17 protein-coding genes are annotated in these 22,824 nt (G+C 45.8%); 9 read left to right on the top strand and 8 right to left on the bottom strand.

Annotated elements, in window-relative coordinates; genetic code table 11:
* The first annotated feature begins 18 nt into the window (after nucleotides 1-18).
* The 3 genes from QUA33_RS03655 to QUA33_RS03665 are packed head-to-tail and all read left to right on the top strand — an operon-like array spanning nucleotide 19 to nucleotide 7,719.
* Nucleotides 19-2,844, top strand: coding sequence for an adenylate/guanylate cyclase domain-containing protein (locus QUA33_RS03655; protein WP_333146553.1), 2,826 nt, complete (start codon nucleotides 19-21; stop codon nucleotides 2,842-2,844).
* Between the two features lie 44 nt (nucleotides 2,845-2,888).
* The gene (locus QUA33_RS03660) at nucleotides 2,889-6,596 is read left to right on the top strand and encodes a PAS domain S-box protein (RefSeq protein WP_333146555.1); all 3,708 of its coding nucleotides are present in this window, start codon (nucleotides 2,889-2,891) and stop codon (nucleotides 6,594-6,596) included.
* 4 nt (nucleotides 6,597-6,600) lie between these two features.
* Entirely contained in the window at nucleotides 6,601-7,719 is a 1,119-nt protein-coding gene (locus QUA33_RS03665; protein WP_333095457.1) for an ATP-binding protein, read from the top strand.
* A 14-nt stretch (nucleotides 7,720-7,733) separates the two neighbouring features.
* Here the strand turns inward: QUA33_RS03665 and QUA33_RS03670 are convergent, their stop codons facing one another.
* Entirely contained in the window at nucleotides 7,734-8,933 is a 1,200-nt protein-coding gene (locus QUA33_RS03670; RefSeq protein WP_333146557.1) for an FAD-binding oxidoreductase, read from the bottom strand.
* A 212-nt stretch (nucleotides 8,934-9,145) separates the two neighbouring features.
* Here QUA33_RS03670 and QUA33_RS03675 point away from each other — a divergent pair, with 212 nt between their 5' ends.
* Together QUA33_RS03675 and QUA33_RS03680 are read left to right on the top strand one after the other, a co-directional pair.
* A complete protein-coding gene (locus QUA33_RS03675) occupies nucleotides 9,146-9,424 on the top strand; it encodes a hypothetical protein (RefSeq protein ID WP_333070811.1) in 279 nt (92 codons plus the stop codon).
* A gap of 51 nt (nucleotides 9,425-9,475) precedes the next feature.
* Complete coding sequence (locus tag QUA33_RS03680; RefSeq protein ID WP_333146559.1) at nucleotides 9,476-10,015, top strand: DUF2231 domain-containing protein; 540 nt, start codon at nucleotides 9,476-9,478, stop codon at nucleotides 10,013-10,015.
* Between the two features lie 67 nt (nucleotides 10,016-10,082).
* Here the strand turns inward: QUA33_RS03680 and cutA are convergent, their stop codons facing one another.
* The 3 genes from cutA to QUA33_RS03695 form a co-directional block, all read right to left on the bottom strand.
* Nucleotides 10,083-10,403 carry a divalent-cation tolerance protein CutA gene (gene cutA / locus QUA33_RS03685; protein WP_333146561.1) on the bottom strand — a complete coding sequence of 107 codons (321 nt, stop codon included), beginning with the start codon at nucleotides 10,401-10,403 and terminating at the stop codon, nucleotides 10,083-10,085.
* Between the two features lie 273 nt (nucleotides 10,404-10,676).
* On the bottom strand, nucleotides 10,677-11,576 hold the full coding sequence (locus QUA33_RS03690) for a pentapeptide repeat-containing protein (protein WP_333146562.1): 900 nt from the start codon (nucleotides 11,574-11,576) through the stop codon (nucleotides 10,677-10,679).
* A 252-nt stretch (nucleotides 11,577-11,828) separates the two neighbouring features.
* Nucleotides 11,829-14,339, bottom strand: a complete 2,511-nt coding sequence (locus QUA33_RS03695) for a VIT domain-containing protein (protein WP_333146564.1) — start codon at nucleotides 14,337-14,339, stop codon at nucleotides 11,829-11,831.
* Between the two features lie 329 nt (nucleotides 14,340-14,668).
* Here QUA33_RS03695 and QUA33_RS03700 point away from each other — a divergent pair, with 329 nt between their 5' ends.
* The 3 genes from QUA33_RS03700 to QUA33_RS03710 all read left to right on the top strand — a co-directional run bounded on the left by QUA33_RS03700 (nucleotide 14,669) and on the right by QUA33_RS03710 (nucleotide 18,293).
* Nucleotides 14,669-15,649: an Rpn family recombination-promoting nuclease/putative transposase gene (locus QUA33_RS03700; protein WP_333146566.1), complete on the top strand. Its 981-nt coding sequence runs from the start codon at nucleotides 14,669-14,671 to the stop codon at nucleotides 15,647-15,649.
* Nucleotides 15,650-15,755: 106 nt separating this feature from the next.
* On the top strand, nucleotides 15,756-17,414 hold the full coding sequence (locus QUA33_RS03705; protein ID WP_333095452.1) for a CTP synthase: 1,659 nt from the start codon (nucleotides 15,756-15,758) through the stop codon (nucleotides 17,412-17,414).
* 456 nt (nucleotides 17,415-17,870) lie between these two features.
* Complete coding sequence (locus QUA33_RS03710) at nucleotides 17,871-18,293, top strand: hypothetical protein (protein WP_333095449.1); 423 nt, start codon at nucleotides 17,871-17,873, stop codon at nucleotides 18,291-18,293.
* Between the two features lie 150 nt (nucleotides 18,294-18,443).
* On the opposite strand, the gene QUA33_RS03715 is transcribed toward QUA33_RS03710, so the two are convergent.
* The 4 genes from QUA33_RS03715 to QUA33_RS03730 all read right to left on the bottom strand — a co-directional run bounded on the left by QUA33_RS03715 (nucleotide 18,444) and on the right by QUA33_RS03730 (nucleotide 21,887).
* Nucleotides 18,444-19,331, bottom strand: a complete 888-nt coding sequence (locus tag QUA33_RS03715; RefSeq protein WP_333146568.1) for an ROK family protein — start codon at nucleotides 19,329-19,331, stop codon at nucleotides 18,444-18,446.
* A 224-nt stretch (nucleotides 19,332-19,555) separates the two neighbouring features.
* Nucleotides 19,556-20,260: a tetratricopeptide repeat protein gene (locus QUA33_RS03720; RefSeq protein ID WP_333146570.1), complete on the bottom strand. Its 705-nt coding sequence runs from the start codon at nucleotides 20,258-20,260 to the stop codon at nucleotides 19,556-19,558.
* 153 nt (nucleotides 20,261-20,413) lie between these two features.
* Nucleotides 20,414-21,616 carry a murein transglycosylase A gene (mltA, locus tag QUA33_RS03725; RefSeq protein ID WP_445243214.1) on the bottom strand — a complete coding sequence of 401 codons (1,203 nt, stop codon included), beginning with the start codon at nucleotides 21,614-21,616 and terminating at the stop codon, nucleotides 20,414-20,416.
* A 13-nt stretch (nucleotides 21,617-21,629) separates the two neighbouring features.
* Nucleotides 21,630-21,887, bottom strand: a complete 258-nt coding sequence (locus QUA33_RS03730) for a hypothetical protein (RefSeq protein WP_172192361.1) — start codon at nucleotides 21,885-21,887, stop codon at nucleotides 21,630-21,632.
* A 682-nt stretch (nucleotides 21,888-22,569) separates the two neighbouring features.
* On the opposite strand from QUA33_RS03730, the gene QUA33_RS03735 reads away from it, so the two are divergent.
* Entirely contained in the window at nucleotides 22,570-22,809 is a 240-nt protein-coding gene (locus tag QUA33_RS03735) for a hypothetical protein (RefSeq protein WP_333146574.1), read from the top strand.
* Nucleotides 22,810-22,824 lie beyond the last annotated feature (15 nt).

Here is a 22,824-nt window from a genome sequence, read left to right on the forward strand (position 1 = left end):
CAATAGTAAAAATCTCACATGAAAACCTTGTTAAAAAAACTGTTAGTTCCCCACCACTTGGAGTACCTAGCACTTGATAAAAACTTTTTAATCCAAGAAATCTCTCTAAAAGTTCAGCGATTTGCCGACTCTCCAGAAGAAGTAGTCGCCGGCAACGATGTTCGCATTCCCTTTCCAGAATTAGTGGGAACTGAAGAAATTTTCATCGATATTTTTGAAAAACGGTTGCCAAATTTTGAATTAAAAGCAATCACGCGGCTATTAGGAAACGGTTCGCGGCTTTATTTTGATATGTATATGGTCGAGTTCACCAATGACGAGAATTATCAGAGATTAATTATATTTTTTGAGGACGTAACCGATAGGATGGCTTTAGAACAAACTCTAGTGCAAGCTACCAATGAAATGGATATTTTATTGAGTACCTTAGCGGCTACTAATAATTATGTGGAAAAAATTATTACTTCAATGGCGGAAATTTTGTTGGTAACAACAGCATCGGGGAAGATTAAAAAAGTCAATCAAGCTGCTCAAGATTTGTTCGGTTACAGCGAATCAGAATTAGTAGGCCAGCCAATAGACGCTCTCGCGGCTTTTTGCTCATCTTTGCAAGCAGTCAGCCAAGAGGATCCTCAACAATTGCAAACTAACGCCGAAGTAATTTGCACAGCAAAAACCGGAGAAAAGCTAACAGTTTCGTTTTCCTGTACCGCGATTTCGGCTGACATTAAAGCTATTTCTGGCTCGGGGCCGGCCCTTCAAGATTTCGTTTACATCGGCCGCGATGTCACAGATAGACAGCGGGCCCGCAAGCGACAAATAACTCAGTACGTCACCACTCGCATCCTGTCGGCATCCGAAACAATAAAAAAAGCTATAGCAGCAATTCTCCCCGTAATTTGCGACAGCTTGGGATGGGATACTGCAGAACTTTGGATGCCAGAATCTGGGGAAAAACTGCTGTCAGAAACTAAGAGAATAACTGCGGTTTCCGACCCCAATTTGCTTCGCTGCGTCGCCAATTGGACAAAACGCTCAGTTTCTATCCCCAAATTTGCCGAATTTACTGAACAAATGACTTGTGCGTTTGGCGAAGGATTACCCGGTTTCGTGTGGGCCAGCGGTTCCTCTCAGTGGATTGCCGATGTCACAAAAAGCGACAGTTGTCTGCGCCGCGAAATCGCTGCTGAAGAAGGATTGCACGGAGCTTTTGGTTTCCCAATATTGGGCGACTACGACCCTGAAAATTCTGCAAAGTCTGTGTTGGGGGTGATGATTTTCTTCAGCCGCGAAGTGCAGTGTTTTGATGAAGAACTGCTCCAGATAATGGCAAGCATCGGCAGTCAAATCGGTCAATTTATCAAGCGAAAACAAGCGGAAATAGCTTTGCGGGAAAGCGAAGAACAACTGCGAGACTTATTTGAAAATGCTACTGACTTAATTCAAAGTATTGGAGCCGACGGTCATTTTTTGTATGTAAATCGCGCTTGGCGGGAAACTTTGGGCTACACCGAAGCAGAAATTGCTCAAATGACTGTTTTTGATATCATTCATCCGAACAGTTCCCCAGAGTCTCTGGATATATTGTATCAAGCTATTACAAAAAAAACGGTAAATGAAAATACCTTGTATCCAGAGTCTATTGAACTAACATTTATTACTAAACACCATGAAAATATTTTGCTTGAAGGCAGTATAAGCTGTAAATTTGCGGCAGGTTCGCTAGTAGCTATTCGCGCTATTTTGCGAGATATTACTGCTCGAAAAATGGCAGAGGAGGCTCTAGCAAAATCTGTGTCCCTGCTGCTAGCAACTTTTGATTCTACTGCCGACGGTATTTTAGCGATTGACAGGAACGGAAAAATTGTCACTTTCAATCGACAATTTGGGGAAATGTGGGGCATACCTAATGAAGTGATGGCACTGCGAGACGACGCCATAACGATCGCCTTTGTTCTCAACCAACTCAAAGACCCCCAAGCATTTCAAGAGAGAATACAATCACTTTACGAGCAGCCAGAAGCCGAAAGTTACGACTTGTTGGAATTTCAAGATGGCAGATTTTTTGAACGCTATTCGCAACCGCAGCGACTGGGAGATACAATTATCGGGAGAGTCTGGAGTTACCACGACATTACGGAACGCAAGCAAGCAGAAGATGCGTTGTGGGAAGAACAAGAAAAATCAGAAAAACTGCTGTTAAATATCTTGCCCAAGGCAATAGCAGAACGCCTCAAGCAAAACGAAACTACTATTGCCGAATACTTTCCGGAAGTGACTGTTTTGTTCGCTGACATTGTGGGGTTTACTGCTTTGTCTGCCGTCATGAATCCGATCGAACTTGTGGATATCCTAAATAAGATTTTCTCAGGATTCGACCTTTTGTGCGAACGGCACGGTTTAGAGAAAATTAAGACCATCGGCGACGCATACATGGCAGTAGGAGGACTGCCTGAACCCAGGGTAGACCACGCAGATGCGATCGCCCAAATCGCCCTAGATATGCAAGCAGAAATAGCCAGATTTAATGCTAAAAATAATCAATATTTTAGCATCCGCATCGGCATTCACAGCGGCCCGGTTGTTGCGGGAGTAATTGGTATAAAGAAGTTTATTTATGATTTATGGGGCGATACGGTAAATATTGCTTCCCGCATGGAATCTCAGGGTTTGCCTTGGCGGATTCAAGTAAGCGAAACTACTTATAAACTGTTGGAAAATAAATATTTGTTTCAGGAACGAGGAATGATTGAAGTTAAAGGCAAAGGAGGAATGAAAACTTATATTCTTCTTGGTCGAAAACCAGCCAGCTCATCAGCCATCAGTCATCTGGCTGATGACTAAAAGTGTTGCTAAAGTTAATTAACAATTCTTTTTCACCAAGACTAATGCAACTTGCTAATTTGTCGGCCAATTTACGATCGCCCGACGAAGCTGTCGATCGCCACCCGGCAACGGTTGGGTCCTCAACTTCGCTCGCAGAGGCGATCGCCCTGATGCGTCGGACGAGCTACCCTTGTCCAATGCCTAATTCACTTGCATTTCACGACTCAAACGAAACTGTACAAGCATCGATTAATTGCGTCTTAGTTGTCGATGAAAATCAGCTAGTCGGACTGCTAAGCCCGGAAGATGTGCTGAACTTAGCCGCCTCCGAATACGGATGGCAAGGCATGAAAGTTGCCGAGGCAATGACGCGGAATTTAATTGTCTTACAAGAATCAGAATTTACAGATCTTACTACCGCATTCAAGCTATTTTGTCAATACTCGATCGATTGCTTGCCAATTGTAGATGAACGGGGTCAGCCAGTAGGTATAGTCAGCGAAAAAAGGATTCGCCCAGCAATGTATAGCTGGATCGAGGCACTGCATCAAGAAGTGGCAAAACTCCAGGAACAATGCGAACTGTTAGAGGGCAATTGTGAACTCGAAAAAGTCAGCGATCGCCAAAATGCCGAAAATGCCATGCGGCAAAGCGAGGCGCGCTACCTGGCGATTGTGGAAGACCAAACCGAACTGATTTGCCGCTACCTCCCAGACGGTAAAATAACTTTTGTCAATCAAGCTTACTGCCGTTATTTCGGCCTGCAGGCGTTCGACTTACTCGGCAAATGCTTCATGTCCCTGCTGCCAGAAGCAGACCGAGAAATTTTTCAACAGCAATATACTTCTGTGTCTCCCGACAACCCTATTTTTACCTGCGAGCACCAAGTAATTTTGCCGAGCGGGGAAATTCGCTGGCACCAGTGGATCGATCGGGCGATATTCGACGAGAGCGGACAAATCGTCGAGTATCAAGCTGCAGGCAGGGATGTCACGGATCGCAAACAAGCAGAAATCGCTTTGCAGCAGCTCAATGCAGAGTTAGAACTGCGAGTGCAGCAGCGGACACAATGGTACGAAATGGCAGTATCGGCCGGCAAAGTGGGGGTTTGGGACTGGAATTTGGAAACCGACGAAATCTATATTGCTCCGTCTTTGAAAGCTTTGTTGGGGTATCAAGACGCAGAGATTCCTAACCGCATGGAAAATTGGGCATCTCACGTTCATCCCGACGATCGAGTTACAGTCGCCCAAGCAGTAAATGCTTATCTAGAGGGTTTAACAGAAATTTATGAAGTAGAACACCGGATGGTGCGTAAAGACGGCAGCACCTGCTGGATACTTGCCCGCGGCAGCGCGATCCGATCGGCTTCTGGCAAGGCTTTCCGCCTGACTGGCACTGACACCGACATTACGGATCGCAAATTGACCGAAGAAAAACTTCAAAACTCCGAAGCCGAACTGCTGGCGCTGTTTAACGCGATGACGGATATTGTCCTGGTTTTCGACGCAAGCGGCCGCTACCTCAAAATCGCCCCCACTGCTCCCCAACTGCTGTACAAACCTGCTCCTGAAGTGCTGGGCAAAACCCTCGCCGAAATCTTCCCAGAAGCGGAAGCTAATTTTGCCCTGGGTCACATTCGCCAAACCTTAGCATCTAGGCAAACTCACAGAGTTGAATACAGCATGGAAATTGGCTGCAAGTTATTCTGGTTTGATGCCACTATTTCGCCGCTGGATCTCGATCGGGTGATGTGGGTCGCCCGAGACATTACCGCTCGCAAACAGGCAGAAGCTGCACTGCAAAAGAGCGAGGAAAAGTTTCGCAACTTATTTGACGATGCTCCGATCGCGATTGGTTTGGCAAGCGTGCGCGACTACCGCACGATCAAAGTGAATGAAGCTCACCGCCAGATGTTGGGCTACAGCGATTCGGAGTTGGCTAGCATGACTTTTACTGAACTCACGCATCCAGAAGATTTACAAGCAGATGTAGAGGAAGTCAAGCAGTTGATATGCGGCAATATTTCTCGTTTACAAACGGAAAAACGCTTGATTAAGAAGAATGGCGAGCTGATGTGGGCAAACTTGACGGTGACGCTGATCCGCGATCGCGAGGGCATTCCTCTCTACAGCATGGGGGCGATCGAAGATATCAGTTATCGTAAGCGGGCAGAAATGGAATTTCAGCAGTTAAAAGAACGCCTGCAATTTTTACTGGCTTCTAATCCGGCAGTAATTTTTACTGCCGCACCCACGGGAGATTTTTGTACTACTTACATTAGCGACAACGTTAAGGCAATCATGGGCTACGATCCCCAAGAACTGTTAGCAGATTCTAAATTTTGGTCGAGCCGGATTCACCCTGAAGAGCGCCTCCAATTTTTAGCAAACTTTTCTAATTTGTCCGAGGGCGAAAATTGCATTTGCGAGTACCGCTTTCTGCACCGAGACGGACTTTACCGCTGGCTGCGGACGGAACTGAAGCTATTGGTTGACAGCAGGAGCATTCCGATAGAAATTATTGGTTACGCCGCCGATATCACCAATTCTAAATACGCAGAAATAGCGCTGCAGCAGCAGTTCGAGCGAGAACGGCTCGTCGAGGCGATCGCCCGTCGCGTCCGCCAGTCTTTGCAATTAGAGGAAATTCTCAACACTACGGTTGCCGAACTCCAGCAAGTATTATTAGCCGATCGAGTTTTGGTTTATCAACTTTTACCCAAAACCGGCGGCAGAGTCATTGCTGAAGCGGTGGCAGAAGGATGCAGCCAACTCGTGGATAGATATTTTGGCGAAGAGGTTTTTCCGCCTGAAAGTTATCAGCTTTATTTGCAAGGGCGAATTTCTGCGATCTCTGAACTAGATTCTCCCTTCCTTACAGATTGTGTGGCGGAGTTTATGAAACAGATTGAAGTTAGAGCAAAGTTAGTAGTGCCGATTATTCAGCACAGCGAACTTTGGGGATTGCTGATTGCCCACCAATGCGATCGTCCTCGTGAGTGGCTAGAATGGGAAATCAATTTATTTCACCAGTTGGTGAATCAATTAGCGATCGCTATTCAGCAATCTCTACTTTACCAGCAACTGCAAGCTGAACTGAGCGACCGCAAACAAGCGGAAGCAAATTTGAAAAACTCCCTCAGAGAAAAAGAAATTTTGCTTAAAGAAATTCACCACCGCGTCAAAAACAACCTCTGCGTAGTTGCCAGTCTGTTAGAATTGCAATCGAACACAGTTGCCGACCCGCAAGTAAGCAAAATGTTTGAAGAAAGTCAGAATCGCCTTTATTCTATGGCTCTGATTCACGAAAAACTGTACCGATCGACTAACTTAGCGCAAATTAATTTTGGCGAATATCTTGAAGATTTGGTAAGTAACTTGTTTCACTCTTATAATATTAGCAACAACCAAATTAAGTTGCAGGTATTAGCTAAGCCAATTTCCCTAAATCTTGAAACCGCTACTCCCTGCGGTTTAATTGCCAATGAATTGGTTTCAAATACGCTCAAACACGCTTTTCCTGATGCCACGAGTGGTACAGTTAGTGTAGAATGTTATCAAACTGACGATGGAGAAATCAACCTCTTAGTTAAGGATAACGGCATCGGCTTTCCTCGAAACTTAGATTTTCGGAAAACTAACTCAATGGGCTTTCAAGTTGTCTGTACTTTAACTGAGCAGTTAGAAGGAAGCATCGAACTGTTAACACAAACTGGCACAGCATTTCACCTGAAATTTCATGAATTAAACTACTGCCAAAGGTTTTAAAATTATGGATGTGGCCGAAAAAGCAATTAATATTTTGATTGTCGAAGACGAACTCTTAATTGCTAAAAGTTTAGCCCAAAAATTAGAAAATTTAGGATATCAAATCGCAGGCATTGTCTCTTCAGGAGCCGATGCCATTCATCGCGCCGGCGAATTGGAACCTGATTTAATATTAATGGATATAGTCATCAAAGGCGACATTGACGGCATAGAAACAGCAGTAATAATTAATCAAGAATTAGATATCCCAATTATCTATACAACTGCCTATGCCGACGACGCAACTTTGCAGCGAGCCGAAAATACTGGCTCTTACGGCTACCTCCTCAAACCTTTTAAGCAAAGAGAACTACACGCCACAATCAAGATAGCGCTGAGCAAACATCAAGAAGCAGTTAGTCTAAAAAAAATAATGGCATTAGCCGCAGAAAAAAGCGAAAATAGAGCGCGCTTTATTTCAATGGCTTACCACGATTTAAACACTCCTTTAACTACTATACAGTTATCGGCTGAAATGCTAGAAGATAGCGAATTGAATAAAACCCCCGGAACTACCAATAAAAATGTCGATCGCATTAAAAAAGCCGTCAGTAATATGAGTAGTTTGCTGGAAGATATTTTAATGCTTAGCAAAGCAGAATCAGGTAAAATCTCCTTAAATTTAAATCAGATCAATGCTACGGACTTATGCAAGTCTATTTTAGAAGAACTGCAACCTATCATCACCGACAAACACCTAGTACATTTCCGCAGTCACACAAATCCGCTGCACGCCAATCTCGATGCTAAACTACTGCACCACCTTCTGACTAATCTGCTTTCAAACGCCATTAAATATTCTCCAAACGGTGGCAATATATGTTTAGACTTAAGCTGCAAAAACGAACAAATAATTTTGTGCGTTCGAGATGAGGGAATTGGAATGACACCGGAATATCAAGGAAAACTATTTCAGCAGTTTGAACGGGGTGCTAATGTAGGCAAGATTAAAGGATCGGGTCTGGGACTCTGCATTGTCAAACACATAGTTGACCTGCACGGCGGTACAATAAGCGTGGAAAGTGCGATCGACAAAGGTACTACATTTATTGTCGCGCTGCCTTTTTTAGTCAGTAGTCAGTAGTCATTAGTCATTAGTCATCTATCCTTCTTCCTTCTTCCTTCTGCGATAAATCTATTGGGAGACAAAAGCCCGATCGCCCTATCTTCTTCTCCCCCCGCCGCATTCGCAAATCGCTCAGCCAAAGCAGGTACAATCACCAAAGGATTGCTCAGACCCGAAAAAACGTGCAATCCAGGGCGATCGGCAATCGGCCCCACTACAGGCAAATTATCAGCGCTGAATGCCACACTACACTCGTGCCAAGTTGCAGGTAAACCTGCCAAATCAGGCAAAACTTTGCCGATTCCTGCACGAATTGCCCTTTCGCTGGTTTCGCGATCGACTTTAGCATTCAAATCGCTCAAAGTGCGCGACAATTGCCCGATCCGCAAACTGCCATCCTTAAACCCAATTGCACCCGAATCTAAAATCGGCGACAGCAACTCTTTACCAGGTTCATCCCAAAGAAAATCCACCTCAATTCTACTCGATTCAGCTTCCAATTCAAAACGTTTTAATACCGCAGGCATCACCAAAGTCCTGAGTTTCAAATCCACAGGTGCAGTTTCCAAAATCTCGGTGCGAGTAAAATAAACTCCCACAGAAACACCAGCCACCTTCAGCAAACTCCGACTCCAACCTCCAGCACAAACCACAGTATTTTCACAGCGATAAATTCCCTGCGCCGTCTTGACTCCCGAAATCCGGTTTCCCTCTTCTATAAACCCAATTACTTCAGCAAATTCTATAGTTCCTCCCAACCGGAGAAACCCTTGACAATAAGCTTTATTTGTGGCAGTCGGCGAAATGTGACCGTGGCGCACAGTCAGAGCTCCGGCGATCGCACTTTTATTCAGCAAAGGTTCCAACTCGCCAGCTTCTGCAACACTCAAAAGCTGCGGAACAATCGCAAAATACGCGTAATTAGCCGCCACTTTTTCGGCATCATTGCCCGCATCAATTGTCAGCAACAAATCCAACTCGCGAAACTCAGTATCAGCATCTAATTCCGCCGATAAATTGCGGTGGCGTTCGATACCTTCTTGACACAATTTGCGAGTTAAATCAGTCGTCCCCGACCAATAAGCCAAGCCACCATAACTAAAACGAGTAGCATTTTGCATGGCAGCATCTCGTTCCAAAAGCAGCACAGCAAAACCTTTTTTTGCCAGTTCGTAACTCAGTGATGCACCAGTAATGCCACCGCCGACAACAATCCAATCGTAACTTTTCATGGGCAACTCAAAGGGAAGGAAAATATCATGCTTAGATTTTAGCTTAGGTTTTTTTCCGAACCAGCCGAAAAACCTCTACCTACAGGAAGAGGCTGCCTGCGATCGGCATAACTGAAACTTCCACCCGTCGGGAGATGTTTGCGTAGAGATATTTTTCGTTCAATAGTAGGAATTAGAGTCAGCAAAAAATTAGAAATACCAGAGAGGTTTTTATGAGTATCGACAAACCAGGCAAAGATATGGAACGCACTGTCAATCCGGGCGATCGCATTTCCGACGAACCGCAAAGCATCGAAGAAAAAGCCCAGCAACTGGCGGTAGACCACGTGCCAGACATCACGGGCGATGTTGTTACAGTTCCAACTTATGTGATCGTAGAAGAACCCGATGGGGAAAAGAAAGCTTTGCACCACGTCAAAGACGCCGACGAAATTTCTGACGTAATTCGGCAAGCCCGCGTTGACGAAAACGGCGAGCGGATTTGGGATTAATTTCAATCCAATAAAAACGGGTTTGTTGTACAAAAGTTATCTGTAGAAATCATGGAAACAAATCAAAGAAATAGTACGCCCTATCCCAATATTCCGCCGATTCTCGAAAGTGACGACACAGAATATCGCGATGCCGGCATTACAAGTACAGTTTCAGTTGCAGGTCATCCCCTCCACCCAGTGCTGATCGTGTTTCCGGTAGCCTTTTTAGTAGGAGCCGCCGGCACGGATATCGGTTATTGGCTGACAAGCGATCCGTTTTGGGCTAGAGCTTCGGTTTGGCTGATTGGCGCCGGTTTTGGTGCGGGGATTTTGGCGGGAATCACGGGCTTTTTAGATTTTTTCAAAATAAAAAGAGTGCGCGAGCGCAGTGCCGGTTGGTTGCACATGGGCGGGAATGTGGCGGCTTTGGTACTTTCCCTGATTAACTTGCTGTTGCGACAAGGAAATCCGGCTGAGCCGATCGTATATACAGGTTTAGCAATATCGATCGTCGTTGCAACATTGCTGGGCATTACAGGCTGGTTCGGCGGCGAACTAAGTTTTCGCCACAAAATCGGCGTCATTGGCCCTACCAGCCATAATTCCTAGGTTCCTGACCATTTGTAGTAGGGACTTTAGTCCCTCTTCATTTGACACTTTAGGACTAAAGTCTTGACTATAAACTTAAAGATTGTCCCAGCCAATTGAGATAAGCATCGCTGCCAGCGATAATAGGAATAGCAATAATTTCGGGAACTTCATAGGAATGGAGTTCCTGAACTTTTGTTTTTAAAGCCTCAAATTTAGCCATATCAGTTTTAATCACCAACTGCCACTCTGACTCGGCATGAATCTCGCCTTGCCAAGTATAAATAGAGCGAATTGGCGACAAACTCACACAAGCAGCCAGCTTGTGTTCAACTAGAGATTTCGCGAGATTCTCCGCCTCCTCCTCCGATGCCACAGTTACCAGCACCACCCCAAAATTAACAGTCATAGCGATTTTAGATTTGAGATTAAAGAATCGATTTCAACAGAAAACCTTGAGCGTAATTCTTTGTCGCTACAGGGCAATGCCCTTTCCGGCGAGGATATGTACCACTTTTAATAATTCTAGTTACCGGATTTAATCGATCGTGTCGCATCTAAATTTTACAGTCAAGTTGGAGGAAATTATTGGGGGGAGTAGGGGTTGGGCGGGATGCCCGCTCAAAAATCCAATTCAGATACGCAATTACCAATTCCCCACTTCCAAATTCCCCCTTTCCCATTACCCATTTTTAATTTCCGTCACTTCCCAAGAATTGACTCTGCCAGCCCCAGCTAAAGAAAAATAGCGTCTAATAGATTCCGGCAAAATTGCTCCCGCCAACAAAGCATTATCTAAATTAGCTCCTATTAACGTCGCCTCGCTCAAATCTGCAGCCATCAAATCAGCTTGACACAACTTTGCCCAATTTAGATTTGCCCCTCTCAAACAACTTCCCCTCAACTTAGCGCCGGTTAAGTTTGCACCCGCCAACTTCACCCCACGCAACTGAGCGGCGCTGAAATTCGCCCCCACCAAATTCGAGCCTTCCAAATTAGCTCCCATGAGTTTAGCTTCGCTCACGTTAATGCCGCTTAAATCTACACCGCAGAGATTCACCCCTGTCAACTGCGCTCGCCGCAGACTGACTCCGGTTAATTGAACTCCAAAAAGTTTTGCACTATTGAGCCTTGCACCGTAAAGGTTGGCCCAGTTAAAATTAGCTGCCGTCAGATTCGCGCCCAGCAAGTTAACTAATTGCAAGTCGGCGCTGCACAAATTGGCATTCCACAATACAGCGCCCCGCAGGTTTGCGCTAGTTAAAGTTGCGCCGCTTAACTTTACTCTGGGCAATTTTGCTTTTACCAAAAAAGCTCCACTCAAATTAGCTTTTGTCAAATCTGCACCCGAAAGTTGGGTTTCGCCCATTTTGGCAAAAGTCAGATTTGTTCTTTGCATCTGTGCATCGTTGAGTGTTGCTTTGGTGAGAAACGCCCTGCTGAGGTTCGCCCCGGAAAGATTAGCTCGCGAAAGGTTGACTCCGATTAAGATTGCTCCGCTGAGGTTTTTCCCGCTGAGATCGGCTCCAGTAAAGTCTCTTTGTCCTTTTTCGTAATTGTTGAGCAGTTCACTAACTTCCATAGGGCATCATACCTTCTATGATTGGGGGTTTCGATCCAGAAATCTTTACTGTTAAGGTTGTTTCAGAAAGGAAACTGTTTCAGAAAGGAAACTGTTTTAGCGTTTGCCTCAAACGGTATAAATTTCACTAACATCACTTTCTGTTTAAAGGCAATCTCTTAATAAAGATTTTATATCTTCCACGGGGTAGCGATCGCGCTTTCGGTATTTTTGAATTAAAAGTTAATGTTTTGTGACATAGATAGTCCTTGCTTAACGATCGACCGTAATTCGCAACTTCAGGCGCAGCGTGCCCTTGAACCCTGCTGGAGGTTGCCAGGAACTCAGGGCTCTCTTGAGAGTCTCTACGGCGTCTGTTGCTTGCAGCGTTGAGGTTTTAGTGTCGATCGCCACTCGGGCTACGCGGCCGTCTTGTACCGATAACTCCCACACCATTTCACCGCTAACCCCCGCCGGGAGATTAAGCGATTGCAGGTATTGAGTCAAAGCGGCGATCGCCCCGGCATCCAACCCTTCGGCGCTAACTACTTGGATGCGATCAGCCAAAGGCTTCGGGGCTGGCAACTCACCGTAAGTTCGCTGCCGCGGCATAGCAGGAGTTGGACTCACCGGTGCCGAGTGGCGATTCGAGGTAACGCTGCGAGTGCCGCCTCTAGTTTGCTCTGCCCCCTCCGACTCGAAAATACCCTCATAGCTGACACCCTGCGGTAATTCCACAGGCACTTGCACGCGGCGACGAGTTCCATCTGGTTCGACTCGCACTTCTTCGCTCACAGCCACAAAAGCCGTGTATTCCGACAGCAAGCGATAAGTCAGAGCAGTATTAGTCACAGCTTCCACCAGAGATTTAGTCTCACCACCAAACATTTGATTCATTAAATCTTTAATGCGCGATCGCCCCCAAAGTTGAGCTACCGCCGGATTGCCAAAATCCGTAGCGCCTGCTGCGACTGAAGTTGACTCCCGCTGCCGCCCGCCGGATTTAGCAAAGTTAACAGGTAAAACTTGCTCGTAAGCTTTGCCACCTGCAAGAGTGCCGCGGATGCGAAGTTGGCCGGGGGCTCGATCGGTCTTTTTGCCAAACAAAACCAGTGGCTGACTCGCAAACAAGTCTGGGGGTGCGATCGGATAAATCTGCGGTTTTTCCCCCATGCCTTCCCAACTAATTTGAATATTAGTCAATACCGGACTGTTAATTTGACGAAAAAACTTTTCTGCCGCTTCTGCCGACGGTTCATCTTGACGAATTACCTGAGACGTGCCTCTTCCCATTTCCGCCAAACGGTTAATCAAAAACCGATTCACAGAACTGCCGACACCAAAACTATAAAGTCGATTTCCCGGTTTCAGACTCCGCTGAACCAGAGCCAGCACTTCATTTTCATTACCAATGTAACCGTCAGTAATTAGTACAACACTCCGCAGCCTTCCCGTTGCCGCAGCCGGAAAATTCATCACTGCTTGAATGCCGTTAAGCAGTTCAGTGCCACCGTTAGCCTGCAACTTATCGATATAATTAATCGCGCTTTGTCGGTTGGCAGCCGTATTTGCTAAAGGAGTTGTTGAAAGCGCTTGTGCAGTGTTTGCAAAATCAATAATAGTAAAAGTATCGTTGGGATTCAGCCCTTGAATGAAGCGGCGCATCAACTCCTTAGATTTTGCCAGCGGTTCGCCCTGTTGAGAACCGGAAGTATCCATCAGAAACACGACATCTTTGGGTACAATTTCATTAGTTTTGTAGTTTAAAGCCGGAATCAAATAAGTAGCAAAATGACCGCCCCGCTTGTCTGATTGAGTCAAAATAGTTGCGCGAGTATTTTCGCCCGCGACTCGATAGCGCAGAATTAAATCTTTATTGGGAATTGTGTCAGAATTGGCTAATTGGACTTGTACAATATTGCCGCTGCGGTCAGTTGTAATTTGATGGGAAGTAGAGCGGACATCGCCGATCGCAACTCCGGCATCTATTTCTACCGAAACAGCGATATTGTGACCCGATCGTGTTCCCGGAGGCAAAACAGGCGGGTTAATGCGATCGGCACCAGAACTATAGCCCCCTCTTGCTAAGGAGGGGTTGGGGGGGATCGTATTTCCCGAAATATAGCGCGGCCCAACCACCATTGGAAACACAAATTCGTAATCGCCGCCGGCAAACTTGAGACTTTCGGTGTAGCGAATCGTAACTTCAATTTTTTCTCCCGGTTTGATATTAGCGAGAGACTGAGTAAAAATATTGTCACGTTCTTGTTCCAACAAACCAGCAGTCCGGCCTTGCTTTCTGGCTTGTTCGTAAATTTCCAAAGCTTCCTCGCGCAGTTTGATATCAGCTTTAATAATTCGTGAGCCTATTTTAATTTCCATATCGTCCACTGCCGCTTCGTCGGGCAAAGGAAATATATAAACAGCTTCTATAGGTTCGGGAAAAGGATTTTCAAACTTCTGAACAACTTCGACGCGGGAGATATTGCCAGCAATTTTGGCTTTAACTTCAGTCTGCTTGAGAGGAAAGACTTGTTCTTGAGTCGTATTGGGAGTTTTGACGAACAAACCGCCTACTCGACAGCTAGTTTCGGGCGATCGCGCCCCATTGCAATTAACATCGTTACTAGCGAGGATTTTCGGCGACACAGACGAATAATTTTCCCCAGGAGCTTTTGCCCGCGCCGCATTTGGAGCGAGCCACGCGCCACACTCGATCGCAGCGAGCAATGCGATACCAGCAGAAAGCAACCGTTGAGTGGATAGAACGCAGACAAACTTCATAGCTGTTTTTTTTAGCAGACTTGAGGTGCTATGTTTACCATGACTTTACGCTTCGCGAAACGTTCCTGAGTTAGCTTTCTGGGAAAAATCACCAAGGGCGTAGGGCTGATTTTAGATTTTAGGTTGACTAGCCTAGGGGCGGACTGGGCGCTGGAACTTTTGTCGAAGCCATGATTGCTCAGGGCGACTGCTGTCGGCCGCACGATCCGTATTTGGGTGATGTCGGTTGGGGCGATCGTCCGCGAAGCAAAACTACAAAATTGTATGATAGTTAAATAATTAAATCACTCTAACCTCAACCTCTCAAGCTCTAATAAATTGAAAAAGCCATGAATTTTATTAACCCCAAAACCGACTTTGCCTTTAAAAAAATCTTCGGCTCTGCTGACAGCAAAGACATTTTGATTAGCTTCTTAAATGCCATCCTCTACGAAGCGCAGCCAGTCATCGAAGATTTAGAAATTCTTGACCCTTATTTAGCTCCCAAAATCAAAGGAGTCAAAGATACTTACTTGGATGTCAAAGCTAAAATTAGTGGTAGCAAAACTGCGATCATTGAAATGCAGGTATTGAATGTAGAATCCTTTGAAAAACGAATTTTATACAATGCTACCAAAGCTTACTCAGTGCAATTGAAAAGCGGAGAAAACTACAACCTATTAAATCCCGTGATTGCCTTGACGATTACAGATTTCCCAATGTTTGAGCATCTGGACACAGTAATTTCGCGGTTTTGTATCAAAGAAAAAAACAACTTGGTCGATTATTTGGCGGATGAATTAGAATTTGTATTTGTTGAGTTGCCCAAATTTGACAAGACTTTAGCAGAATTAGAGACTCTGACTGATAAGTGGATATATTTCATGAAAACAGCTCGGACGTTAAGGTCTGTCCCGGAAGAGTTGGGAAATGTACCGGAACTCCGCAAAGCTTTTACAATTGCCAATGAAGCAAATCTCGATCCTGATGAATTGGAAGATTTAGAAAGGCGAGAAATTTTTATTCAAGACCAGCGCGGTGCAATTACCAAAGCTACCAGAATCGGGATAGAACAAGGAATCAGACAAGGCATCGAACAAGGCATCGAACAAGGCATCGAACAAGGCATCGAACAAGGCATCAGACAAGGAAAAGTGACATTAATTGTTCGTCAGTTGGAGCGCAGTGTCAGCGTGCTGTCGCCGGAGATCAAAACCAGCATCGCTGAGTTATCCGCTCAGCAATTAGAGAATCTAGGAGAGGAACTATTAGACTTTGCCAGTGTGTCAGATTTGACAACTTGGTTGCAAGCACATAACAATCGTCAATAATTTGGTCAAATGGGTGTAGGGGCCATCCCCCGTGGTTGCCCTTATGGATTACCTATGTCACATTTGAGTCTGACCTGACATTGAAACATCTAAAGTCGAAAATCCTATGAGCAAATTTGTGTTTGTGACTGGCGGCGTGGTTTCCAGCATCGGCAAGGGAATTGTCGGTGCTTCCTTGGGCCGCCTATTGAAGTCGCGGGACTATTCAGTCTCGATTTTGAAGCTAGACCCGTATATTAACGTTGACCCCGGCACTCTGAGCCCGTTTCAGCACGGAGAAGTCTTCGTCACACAAGACGGTGCGGAAACTGACCTGGATTTGGGACACTACGAGCGTTTTACCGATACTTCCATGTCGCGCCTCAACAGCGTCACCACGGGTTCCATTTATCAAGCGGTGATCAACAAAGAACGCCGCGGTGAGTATCAAGGGAGCACGGTGCAGGTGATTCCGCACATCACTAACGAGATTAAAGAGCGAATTCATCGGGTAGCAAAAAATACTAATCCCGATGTCGTGATTACGGAAATCGGCGGAACGGTGGGAGATATTGAATCTTTGCCGTTTTTGGAGGCAATTCGCCAGTTTCGCAAGGATGTCGGCCGGCAAAATGTTGTGTATATGCACGTCACGCTGATACCTTGGATTCCTTCGGCTGGGGAGATGAAAACTAAACCGACTCAGCATTCGGTGAAGGAATTGCGGTCGATCGGCATTCAACCAGATATTTTAGTCTGTCGGTGCGATCGCCCGCTGTCTTTGGGCATGAAACAGAAATTGTCCGAATTCTGCAACGTACCCGAAGAATGTGTCATCACATCTCAAGATGCTAAAAGTATCTACGAAGTACCCCTGATGATGGAAGAGGAGGGTTTAGCCCAACAAACGCTCAATTTGCTGCAACTCGAACATCGCCAGCCAGATTTGCATCAGTGGCAAACTTTAGTCAACAGGCTTTACAGTCCCAATCACAAAATTGATATTGCTTTAGTTGGCAAATACGTGCGGTTAAACGATGCTTATCTTTCGGTGGTCGAAGCTTTGCGGCACGCGGCAATTGCGATCGGCTGCGACCTGAATTTGCACTGGATTAACTCAGAAGATTTAGAATCGGGAAACCTCGATAATTATCTCAAAGATATCAACGGCATTCTTGTACCGGGAGGTTTTGGGGTTCGGGGAGTTGACGGCAAAATAGCGGCGATCGAATATGCTAAACACCATAAAATACCCTTTTTGGGATTGTGTTTGGGGATGCAGTGTGCTGTGATTGAATGGGCGCGCAACAACGCCCAACTAAAGGATGCCAACAGCGCTGAATTTAACCCGGATACAGCAAATCCGGTAATTAATTTATTGCCAGAACAGCAAGATGTAGTCGATTTGGGCGGTACAATGCGACTGGGTTTGTATCCGTGTCGCGTCAACCCAGACACCCTAGCTTTCAAACTTTATCAGAAAGAAGTGATTTACGAACGGCACCGCCATCGGTACGAATTCAACAACGCCTACCGCAATCTTTTCTTAGAATCAGGTTATGCAGTCTCCGGTACATCTCCAGACGGCCGATTAGTAGAAATGATCGAATTGCCGAACCATCCCTTTTTCATAGCCAGTCAATTTCACCCCGAATTCCAATCTCGACCTAGCGCCCCCCACCCATTGTTTCAAGGGTTTATCCAGGCCGCTAGCATCCAGGGAAAGCAGGATGTTTTAGAAGATGAGGGTCGCGGCTTGGTTGCCGAGAAAGTTGCAGCAAACTGATCTCGTATCATGTGCGATCGATTAGTTCTGATATATTAGATGTCTGTAGGGGCGGGTGAGAGTACACAATATTCAAATCAGGCAGACAATCACCCGCCCAACCCAACAATCGGATTTGATTCGGGTCCCACTTACCGGACATGATATCGGGCAGCATTCTCAACCAGTGAAAAACCTCATCCCCCAGCCCTAACATAGGGATTGGGGGGCTAGTACCCGAAAGGAGAAGGCAAAAGGCACAAGGCAGAAGGTAAAAATGCTGATATTTTTACTTAACTTTTTAGCTTTGATTTCAAGGGCGATACCAGTTTCCCAAAAAAATGCAACTTTAGGCACGTTCCAAATCCCGATAGTCATCAGTCATGCCCAATCTAAAATCTAAAATCTAAAATCTAAAATGGTATGAGTTGTCAAACTATCCTAAAATACCAGGAAACACAGGTTTGAGGAGGCTTTGTGGCTTATTGGAGCAAAATTACTTATGAGAAAAGTACATACATAATTGACCTTGACACTATTAGTGCTTTTTCTAGCGAACTGGATAACAAGCGTCTCACCTTTTGGCTGCCTAATAGCAGTCAGCCGATTATCCTCAATCCCCAAGGCAATTATGAGGCTTACAAGCAAGTTCTCGATTACCTCAAAAAAACCATCGATCGCAATTCTAGAGGTTCGTGGATTAAAATTCATTATGACCGCAAAGAATTTGCGATCGATATGAGTCGAATTAGCTCTTTTGCTTGCGAACAAAACGGTCGGCTAAGCTTTTGCCTGCCTGACAGCGCAACTAACATTATTATCCTGCGCCAAAGCAACCCGGACGCTTATCAAGAAATTCAGGACTACATTAAAAAGACGACTGGGCAATCTCTGCCATAAAACAGTCATTAGTCATTGAAGGATAAAGGGAGACTATGTTTAGTAACTCCTCACATTCATTTTATTTTTTTGATCTAAAGTGCTGAGGTTGCACCCTAATTTTAAATATTAAAAAAGCGCAGTAAAATGCGCTGCTTTTTTAAATTTTAACTATTGAACAAGCTGCCAAGCTAATTTGGCTGCCCCTACCATGCCTGCTTGATTGCCCAATTCAGCCACCAATAACTGTAAATCTTCGCGAGAACTCGGCAGTACACGTTGCTGAATTTCGGATTGAACCTGCGGTAAGAAAAATTCTGCACCGGCACTAATTCCGCCGCCGATAATAATAGCTTCCGGCGTTAAAATATAAATTATACTTGCCAAACCGATACCCAGATAGCGGCCGTAGTTCTGCCAAAATTCTAAAGCTTTGGCATCTCCCGACTTAGCTAAATCGGCTAATTCTAGAGGTTCCAAACCCATTTCCCGGCGAATTGCTTGCACGGAAACATACTGTTCTAAAGAACCGCGATTGCCACTATTGCATTCCGGGCCGTCGGGATTTATAGCAATCAATCCTAGTTCTCCGGCTGCGCCTTGATGACCTGCAAATAGTTTGCCGTCTAGGATAACTGCACCGCCGACGCCTGTACCTAAAGTGAGTAAAATGAGATTTTTAAACTTCCTTCCGGCGCCCAACCAAGCTTCTCCCAATCCGGCACAGTTGGCATCATTTGCTAATATGGTCGGCAGTCCGGTTTTAGCTTCCAACCAGTCAGCTAGGGGGACGTTATGCCAGTTTTTGAGGTTAATTGCTACTCTAGCTATGCGGCCTGCGGCGTCTGCAGGACCTGGAGTGCCAATGCCGATCGCACTTACAGCATTTTCGACCGGATTCAGTTGTAAAATAGCATCGGTCATTGTAGCTAAAACTGCTTCTGGCGTTGCGGGTTGAGGGGTTGGAACAGTTAAGGATTGGTGACAAATGCCGTCTTCGCTAAATCTGCCGAGTTTAATTGCGGTGCCGCCTAGGTCAATGCCGATTACTTGTGTCATTCGATGTGGGTTTTGGATGCAAGGATTTGGGATTAATCCTCATAGGATAAACATATTTTAGGGTACGGATTGTGCACCTTACCAATTAAGTTTGTAGTGAGGATTAAAATCATCCAACTCTTATTTTAGTGTATAATAATTAGCAAGTGAAACTGCGCTAAATCCTTAATAGTATCATAACGATCGCAATACCTAGAAAAAATTATGGATACAAGCGAGTTCGCCTATTTAATTTCGCCTAACTTACGTTGCGCTACCTCTCGGTTGTGCAAAGCATCGTGATAGTCTGGTTGGAGAGCGATTGCCTGGTTATAAGATGCGATCGCCTCTTCAAATCTTCCTAAATTATACTGCTCATTCCCTCGCTCGCACCAGGCTTTCGCCTCTACATTAACTTCCGATTCTGCCTCCGCACCCTCAGCGCCTCTGCGGTTCACTTCCCCAGAAAAACCCAAACCATCCCCAACAAAAACCGCCTCAATCACCCTCCCCTTTGTATCCTCCTCTTCAACCTCCGGCAGCGGAAATCGTGTCAATATCTCCCGCCCAATTTGCCTCGCAACCTCTGACAATTCCCCGCTGGCAATTCTACCTAACAATACCAGCCGCTGCGCCAATTCCTGAAGCGATGCCACGGCATCCGCAGCAGCAGTCTCATCATGTTCGCCCTCTAACAATCTTTGCCCAAACCGTCGCAACCAAGCCGCCAATTCACCATCTTTAAGGCGTTTTGCGATTAAGAATCCCGCTACATCCCCTCGACTCCAGCCGGCATTCACCCCTTCCAATATTTCCATGAATTTCGACTCGTATTCCGCGTCAGTTAAGGCTGGGCGGATGGCGGTATTTCCCGGCGGGGTGGATGGGGTTGGGGCTCCGAATATTTGCTGAAATAGTCGTTTGAAGAATTGCAGAATTTTGTTGAGCATTTGTAAGATTGAGAGGGTGGGGTATTTTCTATTTTATAGCAATTATCAAAAATAGATTATATATTGATTGTCGGCGATATCAGTAGGGACACGGCGCATTGCCGTGTCCGGGATTGCAACGCACAGTAAACAATCACATCAAGTAGAATTAATCTACTTTAAAAGCGGATAATACAGTTCTCCTGTTGAGTTGATAAAACCGGCCCTATCGCCCGCTAAATTCCCCGTTCCCATAAATACGTCAACTCTCCCCGCGCCTTTGATTGCACCGCCGGTATCCTGATCCAAAACGTACCGATTTACCGCATTTTGTTCGAGTTGTCCTGCCGCATTCGGATAAGGGAGTTTTGTACTAATTAATGCTAGTGCGCCAGGGGGCATTAAAGCTTTATCGGTGGCGATCGACCTTTCGGCAGTTACTGGCACTCCAATGCTTCCTGTGGCTGGAACTCCGTTAGTATCCCGGAAGAATACAAAGCTTTCATTTTTCGGCAAATACTTGTTCATCTCTGCGGGAAAGTTGGTGAAATATTCCTTTAGTTTCGGCAAATTTAACTCTTCTAAAGTAAACTTTCCGTCTTTAACTAATTCTCGCCCGACTCCTGTATAACTGTGACTGGTTTTGCCTGCAAAACCGACGGTCATCACGCTACCATCTGTTAGCTGCAATCTCGCCGAACCTTGGACGTGCACGAGAAATGCTTGGAATCGATCGCGCAACCAAACTAATTCTAATCCCCGCAACAACCCTTTGCTTCCCTGCAAAGCATCTTCGCCTTCTAATTGCAATCTGGTCGGGTGAGGTTTCGGCCAAGATGCCATGTTTGGCGGCATCCGGTACAGGGGATAACGGTATTCGGAATTCGGCGTGCGAGATGCTGCGTAAGTCGGCTCGAAATAACCCGTAAATGCGACTGTTCCTTTGCCGTCTTTGCCCGTGGATTTGTAAAATACAAATTCGCGCTTGACCGATTCCTGGAGTTGTGCCGGAGTTGTCGAACTGACAACTAATTGGCGAAATCGATCGAGAGAACGCCGAACTCGATCGCGCGTAACTCCTGCTACTGGATAGCGGCTGTAAGCAGTGGCGGCGGCCGATGTATCGAGATAGCGGAGGCTGTTGTCGATCGACCTTAACAGCAATTCTTTATCTCCGGGTTTGCCATTTTCGCCCCAGATTTGAGGGTCAAAGGCGAGATCCTCGGAATCGCCCGCTTGCAATTGATTTATACTAATTGCTTGCAGTGGCGCAACTGCAACGGCGGGCACAGAAAAAGCGATCGCCAAAACGCAACAGACGATGGCTAATAACTGATAGCGAAAAATCTTGCTCAACTTCCAATCTTTCCTATTCAATTGATTATTTTCCTTATTCATCGTATCGTTCGACGCTAGAAGTAAATATCGGTTCTACGCGAATTGCGAGAACGCTGGTAGGCCGAACTACCATGTATTCGCCTTGAATATTTTTAATCGGGACGTTAAGAAATTCTCTTGAATCTTGTTTCGGCACCAGCGTACTGCTGTACCACTTTTGAAAATCTTGCAGCGTTGCGAAACGCACTTCTTCGCGGTGGCCGCCCTCAAGCAGCAGGTGCACGGAATATTCGCTGGGTGTTCTAGGCATAGCAGATGGGGAGAGTTGTTGGAGGACAATCAAAAATCAAAAATCAAAAATCAAAAATTGATGTGGTTGCCCTCAAGCAGCAGGTGCAAGGAATATTCGCACTTGTATTCTAGGCATATCTGTATTTTAGTTTTTTGATTTTAAGCTTTTGGAACGATTCCATATTTTACATCTTCCTCGGCGCATTCCCTCATCTATTAGGTTGGATTGAGGGAGAGGGAGAGAGTGGGAGAAGGAGAGAGTGGGAGAGGGGGAGAGTGGGAGAGGGGGAGAGTGGGAGAAGGGGAGGGTGGGAGAGACCGGAGAGTTGTTGCAGGAAAATCTCAATCTAAAATCTAAAATCTAAAATCTAAAATCGATTGAGTTGTTGGAGAAAAATCTCAATCTAAAATCTAAAATCCAAAATCTTAAATCGATTGACGGCGGCCCCCATCTGCGGCTACGCTGTGAAAATAAGGCTGCTTTCCTCAAGGAGGAAGCAGCCCGCGTCGCTCAAAAATCTAGTTGCACTGCCCAAAGCTGCTACCAACAGCAATGGACAGCTAACCGCCAAACTGAGTAAGCAGTATGGAGGCTAATGGAGAATTCTAACATTCTCTGTAGCCGCCCTGCTCTGTGTTAACGTGCGGGGCGGCTGGGTTTTTGGGTTTTCCTAGAAAACCAAAAACCAGGAGATCATATTATGTCACAGGAATTCGTGCCTGACGATAACTTTTCCGCGCGTCCAAATGACGACTCAGCAGTATCCGAACAGGAAGTCGTGCGGATAACGGTTGTCGGTTCCCGCGCCGCCGTGTTAGAAACCATCCACACCTTGTACCGACTGGGATTTGCCGCCGTCGGGGATTGGAGTCCGCCACAGCGAGGTGCACAGCCGGGACAAGTGATTAGCGTACTCATTCGCCGTCACCGAAAAGCTTAAGAATTCGCCTCTTAC

The sequence above is a fragment of the Microcoleus sp. Pol14D4 genome (assembly GCF_036701245.1).
In the GTDB taxonomy this organism is placed as follows: domain Bacteria; phylum Cyanobacteriota; class Cyanobacteriia; order Cyanobacteriales; family Microcoleaceae; genus Microcoleus.

What these genes read in the sequence shown, in the direction of transcription:
- QUA33_RS03695 (WP_333146564.1), bottom strand. Translation starts at nt 14,339, where the DNA reads ATGAAGTTTGTCTGCGTTCTATCCACTCAACGGTTGCTTTCTGCTGGT.
- QUA33_RS03660 (WP_333146555.1), top strand. Translation starts at nt 2,889, where the DNA reads ATGCAACTTGCTAATTTGTCGGCCAATTTACGATCGCCCGACGAAGCT.
- QUA33_RS03670 (WP_333146557.1), bottom strand. Translation starts at nt 8,933, where the DNA reads ATGAAAAGTTACGATTGGATTGTTGTCGGCGGTGGCATTACTGGTGCA.
- cutA (WP_333146561.1), bottom strand. Translation starts at nt 10,403, where the DNA reads ATGACTGTTAATTTTGGGGTGGTGCTGGTAACTGTGGCATCGGAGGAG.
- QUA33_RS03655 (WP_333146553.1), top strand. Translation starts at nt 19, where the DNA reads ATGAAAACCTTGTTAAAAAAACTGTTAGTTCCCCACCACTTGGAGTAC.
- QUA33_RS03700 (WP_333146566.1), top strand. Translation starts at nt 14,669, where the DNA reads ATGAATTTTATTAACCCCAAAACCGACTTTGCCTTTAAAAAAATCTTC.
- QUA33_RS03715 (WP_333146568.1), bottom strand. Translation starts at nt 19,331, where the DNA reads ATGACACAAGTAATCGGCATTGACCTAGGCGGCACCGCAATTAAACTC.
- QUA33_RS03665 (WP_333095457.1), top strand. Translation starts at nt 6,601, where the DNA reads ATGGATGTGGCCGAAAAAGCAATTAATATTTTGATTGTCGAAGACGAA.
- QUA33_RS03730 (WP_172192361.1), bottom strand. Translation starts at nt 21,887, where the DNA reads ATGCCTAGAACACCCAGCGAATATTCCGTGCACCTGCTGCTTGAGGGC.
- QUA33_RS03680 (WP_333146559.1), top strand. Translation starts at nt 9,476, where the DNA reads ATGGAAACAAATCAAAGAAATAGTACGCCCTATCCCAATATTCCGCCG.
- QUA33_RS03705 (WP_333095452.1), top strand. Translation starts at nt 15,756, where the DNA reads ATGAGCAAATTTGTGTTTGTGACTGGCGGCGTGGTTTCCAGCATCGGC.
- QUA33_RS03690 (WP_333146562.1), bottom strand. Translation starts at nt 11,576, where the DNA reads ATGGAAGTTAGTGAACTGCTCAACAATTACGAAAAAGGACAAAGAGAC.
- QUA33_RS03675 (WP_333070811.1), top strand. Translation starts at nt 9,146, where the DNA reads ATGAGTATCGACAAACCAGGCAAAGATATGGAACGCACTGTCAATCCG.
- QUA33_RS03720 (WP_333146570.1), bottom strand. Translation starts at nt 20,260, where the DNA reads ATGCTCAACAAAATTCTGCAATTCTTCAAACGACTATTTCAGCAAATA.
- QUA33_RS03735 (WP_333146574.1), top strand. Translation starts at nt 22,570, where the DNA reads ATGTCACAGGAATTCGTGCCTGACGATAACTTTTCCGCGCGTCCAAAT.